Source organism: Hyphomicrobiales bacterium, from assembly GCA_039973685.1.
Lineage (GTDB): Bacteria > Pseudomonadota > Alphaproteobacteria > Rhizobiales > JACESI01 > JACESI01.
This window is the reverse complement of the sequence record JBDWKL010000008.1, coordinates 1-20,512: the sequence shown is the minus strand read 5'-3', so window position 1 is coordinate 20,512 and position 20,512 is coordinate 1. Positions and strand designations below refer to the sequence as shown.

Here is a 20,512-nt window from a genome sequence, read left to right as displayed (position 1 = left end):
CACAAGCCATATTCTGCACCCCAGTGGCAACAAGAAAGCAGCTATATGGGATACTGTGAGTGTCGTTGCTGAAAACGCAATGTTGGCTGATGGCTATTCAACCGCCCTCGCCTTAGCAGCCGATGAAGCACTTGCAAAAAGGCTAGTCGCAAGGGGCGTCGTTCAAAAAGTAATTTTGAAAAATACGAACGGCCACGTCAGCAACATTGGATAAAATCACCAATCAGGTTTTGTAAATGTGAGGCCGTGCTTTTTGAAAATTGCTTCCATCCGACCGTCATTGATTGCTGCAACAATTGCATCATCAACCGCATAACCCAATGGACGCCAGCGAAAGTTTGTCGCGACAGATAATGTCCATGTACCAAGAGCAAGACCTGGAAGCGGTGGGGTATGAACAGCAAGCTTGTCAGTCAGTCCATGTTCAAGCTGACCAAGCGGGCCCATCACCGCTTTGACTTGCCCTGCATCCAAAGCAATCATTGCTTCTTCAACATTTTTGAACCGCGTCATTTTCGGAATAAGTTGCCCCCCAAGCAGGCCAGAGAGATAAAAGTCTGCAAGGGTGTCATTTTCAACGCCCACCTCGTCAAAGCGAAAATAAGCAGGTGTCGGTTTGCTGCCATCTTCATATTCATGTTTGGCGTAAGCAATCGCGATCTTCTCATTGTAATATTGCCCGCCCAAAACAACTTGCTCATTGCGACAAACAAGCTCGCGGTTATACGGGATATGCATCATCACATTAGAAACAGCGCCGCCAACAATGCCGCCTTTCCAGACATGATTGCGCAGATCAGCATCCACATTCTCACCGGCTGCTGCTTCATAAAACCGCGCCTCTACTTGCAGCTCTTTTGCAATCAAATGGGCAAGGTCAATATCAACGCCAACAAGCTTGCCATCCTTCTTATAGGAGTAAGGCGGAAAGTCTGAATAAACGGCAAAGCGCATCCAGCCTTGTTCTTGCAAATCGTCGAGGCTTTTACCGTGAATATCGCGGCCTGTGTTTTGCGGTTTACGATAATGGCCAAACCCAAATTTCACATTCTCGCAGTTGTTCGCTTGCGCGTAAGCCTCACCGCTCGTGCCCAACGGCACCATTGCAAACATGGCGCTAAATAAGACGAGGCTCACAAGAGAAGAGATAAAACGCACAAGCATTATTGCGCCGCAGAAAGGCCAACGGTCAGAGCATCGACTGCTTTGACGAGGTTGGGTGTTTCACCGCTTAAATGGTGCACCGCTCTGGAAGCTGCGGAATCTGCAATGGGCGCTTCTGAGGCTGTTGCAACAGATTTTGCAATCTCATCCATTTCCTTGATAAGCGGAGCAATGTCTTCGCTGACCTCGCCCGCCGATTTTCCCGCTTTAACATGAGCGGTAAGCTGGTCGCGGATTTCTATTAGCCGCGCGGCATGATCATCCAGCGCACCATCGTCAGGCCTCGTTTCAATATAGGTGCGAATGGCCCAAGCTGCCTTTTGACCTAGCAATTCTCCAAATGCTGGCATTTTGGTTGTGCCATTTTGCGTGTAACCAAATTGATAGCGCTCCGCGTACCATTCGTCCCCATCGATATTGGCTTCAAGAAAACGCAGGTCGGGTGCCAATCCTCCAGAAATCACTTCCAGCCCATGGCAACGCGCGCAGTTTTGATTGTAGCCTGAGGCACCAACTTCAATCGCCGTCGCCCATTGTTTACTTGTTGGGTCTCGCCATGGGTTTTCTTCAAGCCACTCTTCGCCAATATCTGGCAATTGTGATGTATCAACCGCCTGCGGTGTTACGTCGCCGTGCGCTTTCACATAATCAAGGGGAATAATCGCCATACTGGCAGCCCCAATGCCTAAACCAACCAAAGCATATTTATTAAAACCCATTTCATCCTCCAATGAATTACAACAAGCTTAAGTGATAGTTTGTTGGCAGGCAACTTTACTTGAAAATCCGAATGATCTTTTCTGCATTCGACTTGCATTAAAACTATTTTCTATGATTATCTAAAGCCATCAATTGGGGAGTGTTTGATGGTTTTACGAGTTTTGGTTGTAGCGTTTAGCTTTTGCCTCATGGCAAACCAAACTCGTGCAGAAGAAAACATTCAAATAGGCTACCTTGAACAAATTGTTCCAAGGCCACCCATTCTTTCAAACCTAGATGAAATACCTGAAGATGAAGGCTTTGCAGGGGCCGAAATTGGCTTGTCTGACAACAGCACAACGGGCAAGTTTTTGGACCATAGTTATGCGCTTCAAAAACAGATTGTAGAAGAGGGAGGCGATGCTTTAGCCGCAGCTCAAGCAATGCTCAAAGAGAGCCCTTATTTGCTGCTCAATGCCCCTCAAGAGATCATTTCAAAAATTGCAAAACTGCCAGAAGCTAAAAATGCCCTCTTGTTCAATGTGAGTTCACGCGAGACGCGCTTGAGAGGCGAAGCCTGTCGTGCCAATTTGCTTCATACAATGCCATCCCGCACGATGTTGTCTGACGCGCTGGCACAATTTGCCGTTAAAAAACGATGGTCAAAATGGGCGCTCATTCATGGCGCTTATGATGCGGACAAATCCTATCTCGCCGCTTTAGAAAAATCGGCGAAGAAATTCGGCGTCACCATTGTCCAGAAGAAACAGTGGGATTTTGATGCTGATATGCGCCGCAATGCCGCTCAAGAAGTGCCGCTTTTTACCCAAGATTTCCCCAACCACGACATGATGGTTATTGCTGACGAGCGTGGCGATTTCGGGCGCTATGTCATTTACAATACGTGGATACCGCGCCCCATTGCAGGGTCTGAAGGGGTGGTGCCTTCTGCATGGAGTGCGTCTGTTGAGCAGCATGGTGCGGCCCAATTGCAAAGCCGATTTTACAAAGAACATCGTCGGCAAATGCGCCCAATCGATTATGCGGCATGGGCTGCTGTTCGCACTGTGGGCGAAGCGGTAACACGCACAAATTCGGCTGATTTGGACGCGGTAAAATCCTACGTTTTATCGGATGAATTTGCTTTAGGCGGCTTTAAAGGTCGCCCGCTCACCTATCGAAAATGGAACGGTCAAATGCGCCAACCAATCGTGCTGTCTCATGCGCGGGCGGTGGTCGCAATCGCGCCTCTTGATGGATTTTTACATCAGCGAAATGAGCTTGATACATTGGGTTTGGATCAAGCAGAATCTTCCTGTGCAACATTTACGGAATAACACATGCGTTTTGTAACAATTTTGGCCTTATCCCTTTTTTCAACGACCGTCGCGGCGGACGAAATTTGGGTGACCAATGAGAAAGACGATACGATCAGCATTATTGATGTTGAAAGTGAGAAGGTTATTAGAACAATTGAGGTTGGCGAACGACCGCGCGGGATAACCTTTGCACAAGACTATTCCGTCGTTTTTGTCTGCGCTTCTGATAGCGATACAGTTCAAGTCATCGACCCAGACACGGGCAAGATTTTGCATGAATTGCCATCGGGCGAAGACCCCGAACAATTTGTGCTTCACCCCAATAATAAGCTCTTATATATCGCCAATGAAGACGACGCGATTACAACCGTTGTTGATGTTGATGAGCGTCGGGTTATCGCTCAAATTGATGTGGGCATTGAACCTGAAGGCATGGCTGTTTCGCCCGATGGGAAAACGGTTATTACGACCTCTGAAACGACCAATATGGCCCATTGGATTGATACCGAAACCCAGAAAATTATCGCCAATACTTTGGTCGACCAACGCCCGCGCCATGCAGAGTTTTCCCATGATGGCTCCGAACTTTGGGTAAGCGCTGAAATCGGCGGAACGATAACCGTGTTTGATACCGACACAAAAGACGAAAAAGCCAAAATCCTTTTTGAAATCTCCGGTGTCCATAAAGACAAAGTTCAACCTGTTGGCTTTGAAAAAACCAAAGACGGCAAATATGTTTTCGTGGCGCTTGGCCCCTCCAATCATATCGCGGTGGTGGACCCCAAAACCTACAAAGTGATTGATTATATTCTCGTTGGAAGACGCGTTTGGCACATGGCTTTTAATGCAGATGAAAGCAAGCTGTTTACAACAAATGGCGTATCGGGTGATGTTACGATCATCGATGTTGAAAGCTTGAAAGCAACCAAAAGCGTAAAAGTTGGCCGGTTCCCATGGGGTGCTGCGTTTAGGCCAACGACAAAATAGGAAATAAGATGAAAACACTAATCTTAGCGATAACCTTTATCTTCGGAGCCCTTCAAATTGCTATTGCCCATGACGATAGCGGGTTTGGTCAAGCGGGGGTCTTGTCAAAAAAGAACCGTGGCGAAACCTTAGAACTTTCGCTTTCTTCTGGTGAACCTCTTTTGGATGAAAAGCAGATCAAGCTTAAATCAGGCACCTATTATGAACTCGAGATCACCGCAGATGGCAGTCAAGAATTAGCCCTTGCAGGTGCTGGTTTCTTTCGGGCTATTTGGATTGATGAAATTGTCATAGAAGGCATCGAGATCAGACCTTTGGGCGTTGATAGCCTCGAATTTGACGAAGCAGGCACAGCAGAGATCAGCTTTCTTGCAATTAAACCTGGGACCTATAAGTTTGGCGTGCCGGGCAGCCAGTTGCAACAAGTGGAGATAATCATCGAGTGAATGAAGGCCTCAAGGTTGAAAGTTTGCTGCATTCTTATGGCAATAAGAATGCCTTAGATGGTATCAGTTTTACTGTAGCTAAGGGTGCTTTTTGTGCCTTGCTTGGTCCCAATGGCGCGGGAAAATCGACGCTATTTGCGCTTTTGACACGGCTGTTCACGCCCTCCAGCGGGCGCGTTCATATTGATGGGATAGACCTCTTTCAAAAGCCAAATCTTGCCCTGTCTAAAATTGGCGTCGTGTTCCAGCAGCCAACGTTAGACAAGGATCTAACCGTCCGCCAAAATCTGCTCTATGCAGCAGCCCTTCACGGCCTTTCAGGCAAAGCAGCAAGTCGCGCCATTGAAGCCGCTTTAGAGCGACTTGATATGCAACATAGGGCGCATGAAACCGTGCGTGCATTAAACGGCGGGCACCTTCGGCGCACGGAAATTGCACGCGCTTTAATTCATCAACCGCAGGTGCTTTTGTTGGATGAACCAACCGTAGGATTGGACGCAGAAACGCGCCGCATGATCACGGATCACGCTCATAAAATTACATCCGAGCAAGGCATAACAGTATTATGGGCAACCCATTTGGTTGATGAGGTTTTACCTGATGATCAGCTGGTTATTTTGCATCAAGGCAAAATACTCAAAGATGGCATTTGCAAAGACATAACAGGCGAGCAATCACTATCCGCCCGCTTTGCGGAATTAACAGAAAGCCAAGTCGCATGAAGCATGCATTGATTGGCACGCAAGCCATTATTAAACGCGAGGCGCTGAGGTTTGTTTCGCAACGGGGTCGGTTTATTGCCTCACTGGTGCGCCCCCTCATTTGGTTGATTGTTTTTGCCGCTGGCTTTAGAGCCGCCCTCGGCCTTTCCATTGCACCACCCTATGAAACCTACATCACCTATGAAGTTTATATCGTGCCGGGCCTTTGCGGCATGGTGCAACTCTTCAACGGAATGCAATCTTCGCTCAGTCTGGTTTATGACCGCGAAATGGGATCAATGAGATTGCTTTTAACCAGCCCTATTCCGCGCTGGTGGCTCTTGTTTTCAAAACTGCTTGCAGGAACGTTTGTATCCATCGTGCAAGTCTATTGCTTTTTGGCAATCGCAGCTTTGGTTGGCATCACATTCCCGATCCATGGATATATCTTGGCCCTGCCCATCTTATTGTTAAACGGATTGATGCTCGGCGGTTTGGGGCTTTTTCTATCTGCAACGATCAAACAACTTGAGAACTTTGCAGGCGTTATGAATTTTGTGATCTTCCCAATGTTCTTTTTATCAACAGCCTTATATCCGCTTTGGAAAATGGCTGAAGCATCTGTTTTGTTGAAGAACATCTGTGCATGGAACCCTTTTTCACATGCCGTTGAATTGCTCCGTTTCGCGCTTTACGGCCAGTTTAACGGCACAGCGCTTGTCGTTGTGGTCTGCGCCTTATTGGTATTTTTAGGGGCAAGTGTGTGGGGCTATAACCCAGCCAGAACTGGGCTTGCACGAAAAGCAGCTTAGAAAACTTTGCGCTTTTGATTGTCGTTTGCTTTGGTTTTCACCAACAAAATACAGTATTTAAAAACACCTATTTTTAAATCACCTGCACGGACACGAAAATTTAATTTTCAACCATTTGCTAGTCAAGAATTCTTAAGTTAACATTCTTTGAAATGGTGGGAGGCCGTTTGAAATTATTATTTATATTTGAGGGAGGAAGAAATGAAAAAACTAATTATCGCAAGCATTGCAACAGCACTAATGGCCACGACTGCTTTGGCTGAAGGGGTGACTGAAGCTGATCTTGCAAATGACACAGCAACGACGACCAGTATTTTGACAAATGGTATGGGGCGACATTTACAACGTCATTCGCCACTTGAAAAATTGAATAAGAGCAATGTTAAAAACCTTCTCCCTGCTTGGGCTTTCTCTCTCGGCGGTGAAAAACAACGCGGACAAGAAACCCAGCCGCTTATCCATGATGGGTTGATGTTCATTACGGGTTCTTACTCTCGCCTTTACGCGATTGATGTGAAAACAGGTAGAGAAGTATGGCAATATGATGCCCGCTTGCCAGAAGGTATTTTGCCTTGTTGTGATGTGGTCAATCGTGGCGCTGCAATCTACGGCGATAAAGTATATTTCGGCACACTTGATGCCCGCATTGTTGCCCTAGATGCTAAAACTGGCAAAGTTGCTTGGCGCAAAAAAATTGCCGATTATAAAGCAGGCTACTCCTATACATCCGCCCCCCTCATCGTAAATGGTCTTGTCATTACAGGTAACTCTGGTGGCGAATTTGGCATTGTTGGTGAAGTGCAAGCGCGCAACGCAGAAACAGGTGATCTTGTTTGGACGCGTCCCGTTATTGAAGGCCACTTTGGGACTTTAAACGGCGAACAATCGACCAGAACAGGAACGCTTAACGCGACTTGGCCAGGAGACCTTTGGAAAACCGGCGGCGGCGCAACTTGGCTCGGCGGCTCTTATGATGCCGATACAGATACAATCGTCTTTGGCGCAGGCAATCCAGCGCCTTGGAATTCATGGCTAAGATCGGCAGGTAATCCAAAAGGCACCGAAGGCGACAACCTTTATGCCGCCAGCCGCATCGGCATGGACCCTGCTACAGGCGAAATCAAATGGCACTTTCAAACCACCCCACGCGAAGGCTGGGATTATGATGGTGTGAATGAGATGGTCGCTTACACAGATAAGTCTGGCAACAAACGCTGGGCCACAGCAGACCGCAATGGGTTCTTCTATGTGCTTGACCGTCAAGATGGGAAATTTGTTTCAGCAACCCCCTTTGTAAAAAACATCACATGGGCAAAAGGCATTGATGAAAATGGCCGACCTATTTTCAACGAAGATAATCGCCCCGGCGACCCTTCGGCTGCCGCTGATGGCAAAAAAGGAGAGACGACCTTTACAGTCCCGTCTTTCCTAGGTGGTAAAAACTGGATGCCAATGGCGCACTCGCCAAAAACAGGCAACTTCTATGTTCCTTCCAATGAATGGGGCATGGATATTTGGAATGAACCTGTGACCTATAAAAAGGGTGCCGCTTATTTGGGTTCTGGCTTCACCATCAAGCCGATCTTTAAAGATCATATTGGATCACTTAAAGCCATTGACCCTGACACTGGTGAGGTTAAATGGGAATTCAAAAACAATGCTCCCCTTTGGGCCGGTGTCATGACAACTGCTGGCGGCCTCGTCTTTACGGGAACACCAGAAGGTGAGTTCATCGCGTTTGATGATGAAACAGGTGAGCAGCTTTGGTCTTTCCAAACTGGTTCAGGCATTGTTGGCCAGCCCGTTACTTGGGAACAAGACGGCGAGCAATATGTCTCAGTTATCTCTGGTTGGGGCGGCGCTGTTCCACTTTGGGGTGGTGAAGTTGCCAAGAAGGTGAACTACCTCAATCAAGGCGGAACACTTTGGACCTTCAAATTGCCAAAACAACTTGCCTCTTCAAACTAAGAATAACGGGCCTGATGGTGATCACTGTCAGGCCCAAAATTTAAGATAAAATAGCAGCCAGCGAAACAAAGATGCCCGCGCTTTGATCCTGGTCAAGTTACTGATAGGTCAGTTTGCGGTCATCTTACTTGATACTGCTTGCAATTAAGTTTTCAATACATCGATCAAGCGGCAGCTTTGGTGACTAATGTCCATTCAACCATTGCGATGAGACGTTTAATCAACGAGCGTAAAATCACAAACTCTGTGAAATGGCGTTTACGTGTTTACTAACGGATTGGGCTAATAAGCAACCCTTTTATCGCTCATGCAGCGACCGTGACAGCGTCTTAACAACAGGCTTCATCATATATTCCAAGATCGTACGTTCGCCCGTCACAATGTTTATTTCAGCCGTCATACCAGGAATAATTGGAAAGCTTTCACCGTCCCGCTCCAACACATTTTTATCTGCTCGCACCTTAATACGATAAAAACGGTTGCCTTCATCGTCCTCAATACTGTCGGCAGAAATGGACTCTAGCTTACCTTTAAGACTGCCATAAATTGAGAAATCATAGGCCGTCATACGAATGTTTGTTTCAAGATCGGGACGCAAAAAGGCGATGTCTTGAGGCGGCACCCGCCCCTCGATGAGCAGTGAATCATCGGCTGGAATGATCTCAACAATATCCACGCCTGATGAGATGACCTGTCCTAGCGTGTTGACGTTGATCGACTTTACTGTGCCTGCAACGGGGGAGCGCACAATGGCGCGTTTTAGTTGATCCTGCGTTCCCTTGATCGCTTCTTTCAAAGCAGACAATGCAGTGCGTGTTTCATTGAGCTCGTTTAATAGATCGCTGCGCAGTCGGCTAAGTTCTCGGGTTTTAATTTCCTTATGACTTTGAATGGCAGCTTTTAAACGGGGAACCGCATTTTCAGCCGTTGCAATGCCCTCTTTAATCTCCGTGATTTGGCGCTCCAACGTTAAGAGTTCAAGCTTGGGGGCCGCTCCTCTTTTTACCAGTGGGGCAATAATGTTGCGCTCTGACTGTGCAAGCTCTAACCGACTTTTGGCTGATTTTGCTTTGGATTGTTGTTCTGAGATTTCATGCTGACGTTGCGCTATTTCAGAATCTTGTTCCGCTAAAAATGCCGTTTTTGAATTTTGTCGCGCCTCATGCAATCCAATTTGCCCGTTCACGACGGCTGGATATTTTGCGATAAATTCTGCATCAAATTGGGGCGCGACATCATCACGCTCAGCTTCAAGACGAACAATTGCGCCTTCATAGCCGACGATTTTTTCCTCAGCTTCCTTCAATGAAGAAGAAGCTTGTGCGGTGCTAATTTCAACCAGCGGTTCTCCCGCCTCAATCGTGTCGCCATCTTGCACGTGGATCACACTGATAATCCCGCCTTCCAAATTCTGAACAACTTGGACCTTACCTGCAGGAATAACATTGCCATCAGCACGCGTGGATTGTTCAACCTGTGCGAAAGCTGCCCAAGCAATAAAAGCGCTGAGGAACAAGATCAAAACAACCTGTGTTAGCCGCAGAAAAAACTTAGGCGCTTCTAGTAAGTCTGCGCTTTCAGAGGTCAAAGTATCATTCTGTTTCATGGTAAGTTTCATGCCTCACCCCCTGCACTCTTGCGCGTTTTTATCTGCGTGGATTGGATATTTGTTCGGCGCGCTTTATGAATACTAATCTTGCGGTTTGGCTTCTTACCTTCAGACAATTTTGCAAGCACCTTGTCTTTAGGGCCATCAAACAGAACTTCGCCTTTGTCCATAACGATAATGCGGTCAACCAATTCAAAAGTACTCGGTCTGTGTGTCACCACCAGCAAAGTATGATCTCGATTTGCTTTTTCAAAACCATCAATAACAACACGCTCCAACCGCCCGTCCATATTGCTTGTTGGTTCATCGAGAAGCAGCAAAGGTGGATTGGAAATGATGGCGCGCGCTAAGACGAGGGTTTGTCTTTGGCCAGAGGAAAGATTGGTTCCGCCCTCCGTTAAGAGCGTGTCAAAGCCGTGGGACAAACCGTTGATCCAGCTAAGCGATCCAGATGTACGCACAGCATTCACCAAATCAACATCAGTGAGAGACGGCATGTGGCCCATCAAGTTTTCGCGGATCGTTCCCGCGAACAAAGTCGCATCAGCACCCGCCCAACCTATGTGGCGACGGATTTCTGAAGGGTCAAGCGCGGACAAACCAATGCCGTCGACGAAAACCCGCCCTGAGTCTGGCGCGTATAATTTTGCGAGGATTTTTAATAATGTCGTTTTGCCAGAGCCCGAATGGCCGATAATGGCAACCTTCTCACCTTGCTTAATGGAGAGCGACACATCTTTTAATGCCGCGACTTTGCTCTCATCATCGTAAGTGAAGGAAACATTTTCAAACTGAACATCGCCTTTGATGCCCGGGTGTTTGATAAAGCGACTAGTTTCGCGGCGCTCTAATGGTCGTGATTGTATTTCGCTCAAGGCGCGCTCAGCGGCCTTAACTTGATACAAGCGCAAAACCAAACTGGAAATCTGACTAACTGGCCCCATTGCGCGACCTTGGATGATCATGCAAGCAAGCATCGCACCGGCAGATATTGTGCCAGCAATAATGAGATGAACCGCTGCAACGACGAGTGCGACGGTTGCAACTGTTTGAGCTAAAACCATGAAACTCATCGCAAAATTGGTATAGGCCCGACTTTTTACACCGGAACGAATTTGAGCCGCAGCGGCTTTTTCCCACTTTTGCGCGGCCTTACGTTCAAGCCCGATCGCTTTAAGTGTTTCAATGCCTGATATTGTCTCAATCAACACCGTATTGCGGTTGGCTGTGTTTTGATAAGCTTCTTCTGTGATTTTAGCCAAAGGCCGCTGCACCAAAAAACCAACCAGCAGCATGAGAGTGATCGCGATTATTGTGACGTAAACCAACGGGCCGCCGATAAATGCAATCACACCAACAAACAGGAAGATAAAAGGTAAGTCGCCAAAAATCGCTAATGATGCGGAAGAATGAAATTCGCGAATAACATCTGTATCCCGAAACGCATTGGCATCACTGCCCACCATTCGGCGTTCTTTAGACAAGGCTGTTGCAAGATAGCGGGCGAAAATGCGGTTCAAAAACAGCACATCAATCCGCCGCGATGTTCCATCAACGATGTGGGTTCGCAAAAGCCTAAGCGCAAAATCAAACAAAGCGGCCAAACAGACCCCAATTGCCAAAACAGTCAGTGTATCAAGCGAGAAATTAGGCAGCACGCGATCATAGACATTCATCGTGAACAGCGGGATGCCAAGGCCGATTACGTTGATTGCAATGGTGGCAAACAGCGCTTCAGAGGAGAAGATTGGAGACGAAAACAAACCACGCACTGATATGGGCGCATCGTCTTTTTCATCGTCTGCGCGTTGGCATGTCATCAGCACAGGATTTTTGCCGATAAAGTCGCTCAGCAATATCGTTTGGTCTTGCTTGTCGTCGTCATCTTTGTCGGCAAACAGGCTAAACGTGAGGGTTTTATTTTTCTGCTCTGCCGTAACCGACGTGATGACGGCATATCCATTACTCATCTTAGCAATGGCTGGCAGCGAGGCATTGGAAAGCCGCTTTAATTTTCCAGAAAATCGAGTGACATTAAGACCAATAGCGTCGCCAATAACAGGCAATGTTTCAACATCGGTTTTATTGTCTGCAAAGACAGTCGTGTGCTCAATTGCGTATGGCGAAACAGGATGATCAAACCGTTCGCAAACATACGATAAGGCCCGCGCTAAAGGCTTAGGCTTTAAATCGGCCACATCACCTTTTTGATCAAGACCTTCGGAGCCATCAGCTACGAACGCGTTAACTGTCTTTTTGAGACTTTCAATATCTTTATTCAAAATCAACACCACCAACAACTTTAGGTAGTATTCAATTTACGTGAAAGCCGTTAAGAGATTACTTACCATGTGGAAGGTTGGCGCTGATATTGATGGTTTAACTGCGTTTATCGCAAGTTTTCCCATGCATCGACATCTTCAATCGTTAGTCGGTATGTCTGCGTCGCCGCTTTTGGCAACTGAACGCCCAAAGATTGAACCAGTTTCCCGCTCAACGCTAGAATCCGAAAGCGGTTGAATTTGCCTGTGAATTCTTCTGAAACGGCCGCAGAACGATTAACGAAAATATCGTTTTGGATATCCAACACATCAAGCAATGACCGGCGACCGGCATCAAATTGAGCAAGATAATCTGGCAAAATACGTCCAGCGCGGTTTGCTTTACTGCGCATTAAAGCAACACGTCGTTTGGCTGTCGTCGTTTGTCCATAAGCAAGACGTACATCGCGCGATATGGTGCGTTTCGTAATTTCCACATCATTGCGGGCTTCGGCCGCACGAAGTTCTGCTTCGCGTCTTCTCGAACGATTAATGCCGCCGCCATAAAGTTTGTACTTGAACCTTACAAGGGCTTGCCCATCAAATTCAGATCCGCCGCCGCCTGGTGTTTCATTGAAAGTTTCAAATACGGATGCTTCAAGATCTACCTGCGGGAAACGGGAGGCTTTTGCCACTTCAACCGCAGAAAGAGCGGCATCTGCATCAAAAACGCGGGCTTGAACTGCAGGCGATTGCGACGTCGCAAGCGCGACCGCATCTTGTACTGTGTGAGGGAAATGAATGCTTGGCACCTTCACCTTATGCAATTTCCCAGGCTCACGCCCAACAACGGAGAAAAACGCTGTGCGTGCATCGAGGATTTGTAGCTCAGCACTTTCAAGATCAATCTTTGCCTGCTCCAATTGAGCCAGCGCTTGTTGAACTTGAGTATTCGTTCCACGCCCCGCATTCGCACTTTCACGCACTTTGCCGACGATACGTTGGTGAGCGCCGACATTTTGGCGGGCAACTGAAGCAATTGTATGGGCTCGGCGTGTTTCTAAAAACGCGCGAACAACTTGGAGAGTTACTATGTTTGAAGCATCTTTAACCCGGCTTCGCGCAGAAGCACCGCGCGCTTTTTGGCGCTTAATTCTGTTTTTCGCCTCAAAACCATCAAAGAGCTTTTGGGTAAGAGAAACGCCAATATCCCCTTGGACGCTGGCGCCATCACGGATGAAGTTTCTATCATCACGGCCCACACCAACACCGCCGAAAAGGTCTACGTTGGGACGTTTCAAGCCCTTTGCTTGCCGCTCTTCTTGTTCAATAGCGGCTCGATTGAGAGCTAAAGCGGCAATTTCCGGATTATCTATAAGTACTTCTCGTACAACACTTCTCAATGTTTCCGCATTTGTAGAAAAAGTACCCAAACCAACCAACAAGGTTACCGTTAATCCACCTATTTTAGTTCTCTGCCACATAGTCCACACCAAAATTTAACCGATTTAAGACTAATCAACGTTAGCAAAAATCCGCATAAATGCTCGGTCGCCCACTATTTTTCCACGAAAAACAAATGGGAAAGCAGGTTATTCCAATATAAGTGGTATTTATAACGCATATAATAGGTGTTTATTCATAGTTACACAACTAAATTTCCGCCATTGGCCAACCCTGCAAGGTCTGAACCTGTAACTCCTTCGAGAATCACTAGCTCAACCGCACCACCACCACCATTGCCATCAGCATCGATGGAAACAGTCGTATCCGTGCCATCATCTGACAATGATAAGAAGTCTTCAATCGGGTCGTTTTCCGTATCAATCAATGCAGATAGATCGAGCGCGTCACCCTCTCCAATACTGAAATCTGTAATCGTATCGAGATTGCCATCGTCATCGCTTAGCTCATAGACGAAGGTGTCAGCACCAGCACCGCCCGTTAGCACATCAGCTCCCTGTCCGCCCAAAATTGTATTATCCAGCGCATTACCAGTGAGCACATTTGCGCTGCCATCACCGGTGAGAACAGAAGAGGCTGGATCGACAGAAATCGACAACGTATCATTGACCGTCACACCTCGGTCATCGCCATCAATAGGGGTCGCGGCAATACTTAAATTGACGTCCCCATCAAAGCCATCAACGGGGTCGAACTGCAATGAATCTGCTTCTTCCTGCGTGCCAGTAAAGGTGAACTGCCCGCCACCATCATCACTCAAAACGCCAGAGGCCGCAGTCAAGGTTCCGTTAGAAACACCCGTAATGACCAGCTCTACAGTTTCGTCGGCATCTTCAAGACTTACCCCATGAACAACATCCACGACGCCGCCCTCTAACACCTGAGCGTTAATTGGGGCCAATGTTACGCTGTCTGCAACAGGATCGATTGTGATTGTTACAGATGCTGACTGCGTATCACTGCGTTGAATAGTCGCACCAGTTTCAACGGATGTTGCATCCACATCAAAGACCACTTCGCCTGAGAAATTAGCATCAGGATCAAAACTCAATGCCGCTGCTTCTGCTGCCGTTCCAAGGAAGGTGAATTGCCCGTTTCCATCATCAACAAGGCTCCCACCAGTGCTGACAATTGAACCGTTAGCAACATTGGTGAAAACCAATTCTACTTGTTCATTTTCATCTTCTTGACGAACATCCAGATCAAGCGCAACGACTGTATCTTCAGCCCCACTTACGGGCACTGGGGTGATACCAATGGAGTCAACCACCGCGTTCACTGTCACATCGAATGGAACAGCCACTGACGCAAGATCACCGTTTGAATCAATTGCAAATGCATTGAGACTGAGATTTAGCACACCCGCAAAATTGCGCGGCGGCGTTAGCGTCAAAGTAGCAAGATCAGCAGCAGCAATAGTGAAAGACCCATCACCGTTATTCGTACCCGCCGACAGCAAGGTATCATCAGGCAGACCGCTGATTGTGACAGACAATGTTTCCGAACCATCCGCATCGTCCAAGGCTGCTGAAAGGCCTGTAAGTGCAATCGGTGTATCTTCGTCGCCTGACGCGTCGTTTGCTATTGCAATCGGCGTATCTGCGACAGCGTCAATATTGACCGTAAAGGTCTCTTCCGTCTCCAAGCTATCGCCATTGCTGGCTTCTTGTGAGGTTGCTCTTACAGTGATGTCAAAGCTGCCTGCCGCATCCGATTCTGGTGCAAGCGAGACATTGCCAAGATCAGCCGCTGGCACCGTGAAGGTGGTAAATCCACCTGATGACACACCAGCACCCGCATTGTTGAGCACGACAGTGTCTGGAACAATGATTGTAACATCACCCGAGATACTCTCAGAACCGTCATTGTCTTCCAGCCCGATAGAAAGGCCGAGCGCCAATTCGTTATCTTCCAAACCATTGGGATTGCCAATTGAAAAGTTCGGTCCATCAGCCTCAGCCGTTACAGGGATGCTGAAAACTGAAGCGCCTGAAGATGTTGACTGCAGGTTTGCATTGGTTGATGTCGCTTCAACCGTAATATCAATGCTTTCATCGCTGTCTGCGAGTGGGCCATCCTCGTCGATGCTGAACGTTACAAGACCGTTGTTTACATCCTCAGCAGAGGCAAAATAAACACCTGTACCTGGATCAAAAAGCGCGCCTGATACAATCACACCATCGGGGATATTGGAGAATACCACACCAGTTTGAGTGCCCGGTTCTGCCGCGATTGTTAAATCAAGAACAATCGCGCCATCTTCCTGTGCAGACAATCCAGAATCTAAGCCTAAGCTTGGTATCGCGGGTGGATTGCCATCCTCTGTATTGCCGTTTGGATCAGGCTCAACAGTGACCGTGAAATTAGCTGGCGCAGAGAATGTTTCTAAATCTCCGTCATTCTCTCTGGAGATAGAGGTCAATGAGAACGTCAAAATGCTGTCTTCGGCGGCGCCATTTGCGAGCAAATGAAGGTTTGCCAAATCTGCCTCTGACACAGAAAATACGCTGGAAGACAAAGGCGTGCCAATCAGGTTGCCATCTGCATCCGTAAAGGCAAAAAGCAAACCATCAGGATTGTTTTCTACCTGGATAAGGTAATCGATAGATTCCGATGACTGTTCACCAAATTCTGTATCGCGATCAGTCAATTCACCTGACAATGCCAGTGCAATTGGGCTTCGTGCTTCACCTGAAGCATCTTCCGCCAACGCCGTTGGCACATCAGCATCGCCGATCAGGTCAATGCTGAAAGTACCCGAACTTGTGCCCTGAACTGTCTCGATGCCATTGGTATCTTCAAACAACCCAGTAATTGGGATGCTGAAATCTCTATTGCTATCAAGGAATGGTTCCGTCGCAAGCGATACACCATTCACATCACCAGCAGCCACAGTTATGGTGCCGTCACCATTGTCGGTGAAATTGCCATCGATGAAGTTGCTGATGAAGAAATCAATGTCTGAATCACCGGCATTGCCCGGTTCCAATTCATTGAGGCGCCCTTGAATGCCTGCATTGGCAATCAAGCCTGTTAGGTCAAAGGTGATGCTGACCAAACTTTCACTGCCGTCATTGTCGCGGAAATTGAAATTATCTGCATCAGCTAGCGGTATAGAGTTGTCTTCCGTCACCTGAACTGTGTCGTTCAAATTTGCGCCATCAACAACGGGTGAAACGGTGATCGTAATATCATCCAAATCAGTCACGGCTTGATTGCCGTCATCTTCTTGAACAACAATTGCCAACCCTAGGCTTGGCAAAACATCCGCCAAATAATCACCTGAGAAGTTTGGATCGGCTGGAAGTGTAAATTGATCCAAATCCGCGAATGGAATTGAATAGATACCAGGGCCAATCAATGACCCAACCGCAGGAACAAAACCAGCAGGCAAACCAGAAACAATCAAAGACGCTGTCTCAGAACCGTCTGTATCAACCAACAAGTCGCTGATAAGCGTCGATATTTGATCACCAATTGTGATCGGCTGGTCTTCAACAGCTGTAATCTCAAGAGGTGGCGCGATAATCGGATCAGCAACACCTGTTACCACAACATTCAGCGGGACTGGCCCTGTCGTGACACTATCCCCATCACCAGCATTGCCGGGCAAGTCTTCTGCAACGGTTACAGAAACGCCAAGGGTGAAATCGTCATTCGAATTTGGAGGTGGCAAGACGAAAATTGCAGGCGGCACTTGGCCGAAAATATCCCCAGATTCAGCCTGATCAAAAGTGAAGGTAAACGTACCATCTCCATTGTCGACAGGCGTTCCAATTGGGTTGCCATTTTGATCAATAATGCTTGCCCCAGCTGGCACACCAGTAATCACAAGCTCAGTGATAACTTCAGAACCGTCATCATCACTCAGTTGCGGATTAATCAATAGGCGGATTGGCGTATCTTCAAAACCAATATTCTCGCCAGTCGCATCTGTTACAGACAGATTCGCCCCATCAGCAACCGCCTCCACATCAACTGTGAATGTTGTTGTATCAACCGCTTGTGCAACGGCAACTTCAATGCCTGTCGCTGCTTCTGTTGAAATCACTTCTAGCGTGCCGCTAAAGGTACTTGTGGCTGGTGATGGCAAATTTGCAGCAAGATTGACTTGCAAAGATGCAAGGATTGCATTGAGATCAGCCGTTGTATCTGCTATCACCGTGAACACATTATTGGCAGATGAGATATTGCCATTTCCCGGCAAGCTGCCGAGTGTTGAGGTGATTGATGACCCATCTGGAAAGCCAGATATGCGCGCAGACAATGTTTCTGATCCATCAGAATCCAATGATGGAGACGCCGATAGGTTCAGCGCAATCGGTGTGTCCTCTAAGCCACTGACGTTACCAGCCGTTGCGGTTGGGTCATCAGCGACTGCACGCACGCGAATTAGATGATTTGTTGGCGCTGTTGATGCCGTCGATCCATCTTCGTCCTGACTGGTCGCGGTCACATCAAAAGTAATATTGTCATCGTCATGAGTAACAAGCGTTAGGGCAAAGCTATCAATAGCAGCTTGAATATCGGCTTCACCATTCGCGCCCGTACGGCTTGATGTGATGACAAACGAACCAGGCGTCGAGGTATCGATTGTTACATTGGCAATCGTGTTATCAAAACTTACCGACGAAATCGCTGCTGCTGGTCCTGCAAAATTCGACAACGTAACCGATGTGATCACTTCGCTGCCATCCGCATCAGCAACTCTTGCATTGATATTGGTACCAAACCCAACAACACCAGTCCCACCGACATCTTCATTGACTGTGGTTGAACCTGAAATTAGAGGCACATCAGCTTGTGCATCAACCGTGATGACAAAATCATCAAATGCGGTTGCCGTTGTTTCTGGATCATCCGTTGCAGCATCCGTTGCCGTCGCCGTTATGCGCAAATCAAATGTACCTGAGGCATTTTCAGCCGGTGCAAATTGAAGTCCAGCAAGTTGTGATGCCGTCAATTGGAAAGCACCATCTGCAAATGGAATTGGCGCGCCGCTTGCGGTGGTGAAAATCAGATCTTCAAGATCAACACCAGCAGGCAGACTGTTTGCCGTAATTTGATAGGTTAATGTCTCTGAACCATCATTATCGTTCAAGCTACCAGATTGCCCCGTTAGCGTGATCGTTTGATCTTCTTCAATGGAGCGATCATCTGGCGCAACAACATTTGGCACATCTGCAATTGGCACAATATCAACCACAACCGTTGCAGTTGTTGACGCCGTTGCTACCGCAATACCACCACTCACATCACCTGGTTCTGTTGGCGTTGTTTCCGTGGCTGTTGCTGTAACAGACAGGTTAATATCATCACCAGAACTGGCTGCTGGAACAATCGTTGCTGTTCCCAAGAAGGCATTCAATCCAGCCAAACCACCCGTAAAGACATCAGGGTCTATCGCAATGGTTATAGTCTCCACACCGCCCGTGACTGTGGAGTTCAGCGTGACACCAGTAGGCAGCGGATCAGTAAACGCGAAAGTTGCGGCCCCTGGAATGGCACCAATCACCACCTCGGTGATTTCTTCCGAACCATCAACATCACCAAGCCCAACACTAATCGGCACACTAATTGGCGTTGTGGCATCTTCAATGTCACCACCAGAGCCAGAAACAGTCGGCGCGTCTGCGACCGCTTGGACGATGACATCATGGTTGAAATTGGTTGTCTCCGGCGCGAGGCCCGAGCCTGGTTCGCTAACGGTTACTTCAACACCAACACTGAAGTTTTCATCCGTGTCTTCCGCAGGCGTAACCGTAAACGTATCGATCAAGTCAAGTACATCTTGAACCGTCGCGGATGATCCAGCTGGAATATCAAACGTGATGTTCCCATCTGTGGCGCGTGTATCGATGACATCGATACCTGCAAAAGCAGTAAAATCAATCGTGGCATTATCTGGAATACCACTGAAAACAATATCAACATCCGTTGAACCATCAGAAGCATCACCAATATTGATGTCAATATTTTCGCCAACGTTCACGACAGTGTCTTCGTTGACTATTTCAGACCCCGACCCACCGAATGTCGCCGCATCAACAACTGGATTAACTGTGATTGTAATGGTGTGGCTGTCTTCTTCAAAGTTCAAGCCATCAGCGTTATCGCGCGCCTCAGTGGACCGCGCGGTAAGAACTAAATCGACTTGCCCTGAGAAACCGGGAACAGGAGTAAACACAGGATCGGCCGCCAATTCAGCCTCGGTGAAAGTAAAGGTGCCGTCACCATTATCAATTCCAGAATCAAAGCTTGCACCTGCTGGAACACCTGAAATTACAAATGTAAGGGCCTCAGAACCATCTTCATCCAAACTCGCGGTCGCCCCAATGCCAGATATGGAAATGGGATCGTTTTCATCCGTCGTGACAGCCACATTTGCATTGGCCGTTGGCGCATCTGCTACAGCTGTAACGGTGACAGCATGGGCGCCAACACTGGTGGTTGTTGAACCATTATTATCAAGAACATCAGCGGCGACATTAAGCGTGAAGTCGTCATCTGAATGTAGCGCTGGCGTGAGAGTGAGGGTTGCGAGTGCTGCGCGGATTTCTGCGTCGGCTGCTTCCTCATCCAGATTACTCGATGTAATCGTCACCACACCTGTTGCTGCATCATAGCTAAATGATACAGTTGCTGGCTCACTGCCATCAAGCGTCACACTCTGCGGCGCATCGGCGCCCGTTGGGATATCGCTGATGGTAATACCTGTAATGCGTTCAGACCCATCCGCATCAATCTCGGCAAGACCAATGTCCGCGCCAATTGCAATCGGTGTGTCTTCGTTACCAGCAGAGCTGCCAGTCACAACAACACCATCAGCCACAGCATCAACTTCAATCGTATGCGACCCGATGCCCGTGGCCGTCGAACCGTCATTGTCAGTGGTGGTAACTTCAACACCAAGGGTTAGGTCTTCATCACTATCTGCTGGCGCTTGTGCCTGAAGGCTATCAAGAACAGCATTGATGTCGGCTTGCGCCACATCACGGTCTGCACTGGAAGAGGTAATGGTGATGGTGCCCGCGACAGGATCAAGAACAAACGTCGCCGTGCCAATGTCTGTGCCTTCAAAG

At 47.9% G+C, this 20,512-nt stretch carries 13 protein-coding genes; 7 read left to right on the top strand and 6 right to left on the bottom strand.

Annotated features, from left to right (window positions below; all coding sequences use genetic code 11):
* Positions 1 to 214: hypothetical protein (locus ABJO30_01290; protein ID MEP3231442.1), on the top strand; the 214-nt coding region annotated here is incomplete at its 5' end.
* A gap of 2 nt (positions 215 to 216) precedes the next feature.
* Here ABJO30_01290 and ABJO30_01285 read toward each other — a convergent pair.
* Both ABJO30_01285 and pedF read right to left on the bottom strand, forming a co-directional pair.
* Positions 217 to 1,164, bottom strand: a complete 948-nt coding sequence (locus ABJO30_01285) for a transporter substrate-binding domain-containing protein (protein MEP3231441.1) — start codon at positions 1,162 to 1,164, stop codon at positions 217 to 219.
* A complete protein-coding gene (pedF, locus tag ABJO30_01280; protein ID MEP3231440.1) occupies positions 1,164 to 1,883 on the bottom strand; it encodes a cytochrome c-550 PedF in 720 nt (239 codons plus the stop codon). The genes ABJO30_01285 and pedF overlap by 1 nt, the downstream gene beginning before the upstream one ends.
* 189 nt (positions 1,884 to 2,072) lie before the next feature.
* Between pedF and ABJO30_01275 the strand changes: the two genes are divergently transcribed.
* The 6 genes from ABJO30_01275 (at position 2,073) to ABJO30_01250 (ending at position 8,096) form a co-directional block, all read left to right on the top strand.
* Positions 2,073 to 3,200 (top strand): ABC transporter substrate-binding protein, encoded by a 1,128-nt coding sequence (locus ABJO30_01275; protein ID MEP3231439.1) that lies wholly within the window; start codon positions 2,073 to 2,075, stop codon positions 3,198 to 3,200.
* Between the two features lie 3 nt (positions 3,201 to 3,203).
* Positions 3,204 to 4,169 (top strand): YVTN family beta-propeller repeat protein, encoded by a 966-nt coding sequence (locus ABJO30_01270; protein ID MEP3231438.1) that lies wholly within the window; start codon positions 3,204 to 3,206, stop codon positions 4,167 to 4,169.
* A gap of 8 nt (positions 4,170 to 4,177) precedes the next feature.
* Positions 4,178 to 4,615, top strand: coding sequence for a hypothetical protein (locus tag ABJO30_01265; protein MEP3231437.1), 438 nt, complete (start codon positions 4,178 to 4,180; stop codon positions 4,613 to 4,615).
* Positions 4,612 to 5,337, top strand: coding sequence for an ABC transporter ATP-binding protein (locus ABJO30_01260; GenBank protein MEP3231436.1), 726 nt, complete (start codon positions 4,612 to 4,614; stop codon positions 5,335 to 5,337). Before ABJO30_01265 ends, ABJO30_01260 begins: the two co-directional genes overlap by 4 nt.
* Positions 5,334 to 6,128, top strand: a complete 795-nt coding sequence (locus ABJO30_01255) for an ABC transporter permease (GenBank protein ID MEP3231435.1) — start codon at positions 5,334 to 5,336, stop codon at positions 6,126 to 6,128. Before ABJO30_01260 ends, ABJO30_01255 begins: the two co-directional genes overlap by 4 nt.
* Before the next feature lie 201 nt (positions 6,129 to 6,329).
* A complete protein-coding gene (locus tag ABJO30_01250; GenBank protein MEP3231434.1) occupies positions 6,330 to 8,096 on the top strand; it encodes a PQQ-dependent methanol/ethanol family dehydrogenase in 1,767 nt (588 codons plus the stop codon).
* 298 nt (positions 8,097 to 8,394) lie between these two features.
* Here ABJO30_01250 and ABJO30_01245 read toward each other — a convergent pair whose 3' ends face one another.
* The 4 genes from ABJO30_01245 to ABJO30_01230 all read right to left on the bottom strand — a co-directional run.
* Entirely contained in the window at positions 8,395 to 9,714 is a 1,320-nt protein-coding gene (locus tag ABJO30_01245; GenBank protein ID MEP3231433.1) for an HlyD family type I secretion periplasmic adaptor subunit, read from the bottom strand.
* Complete coding sequence (locus ABJO30_01240; GenBank protein MEP3231432.1) at positions 9,711 to 11,987, bottom strand: ATP-binding cassette domain-containing protein; 2,277 nt, start codon at positions 11,985 to 11,987, stop codon at positions 9,711 to 9,713. Before ABJO30_01240 ends, ABJO30_01245 begins: the two co-directional genes overlap by 4 nt.
* A gap of 107 nt (positions 11,988 to 12,094) precedes the next feature.
* Entirely contained in the window at positions 12,095 to 13,450 is a 1,356-nt protein-coding gene (locus ABJO30_01235; GenBank protein ID MEP3231431.1) for a TolC family outer membrane protein, read from the bottom strand.
* A 161-nt stretch (positions 13,451 to 13,611) separates the two neighbouring features.
* Positions 13,612 to 20,512: type I secretion C-terminal target domain-containing protein (locus tag ABJO30_01230; protein ID MEP3231430.1), on the bottom strand; the 6,901-nt coding region annotated here is incomplete at its 5' end.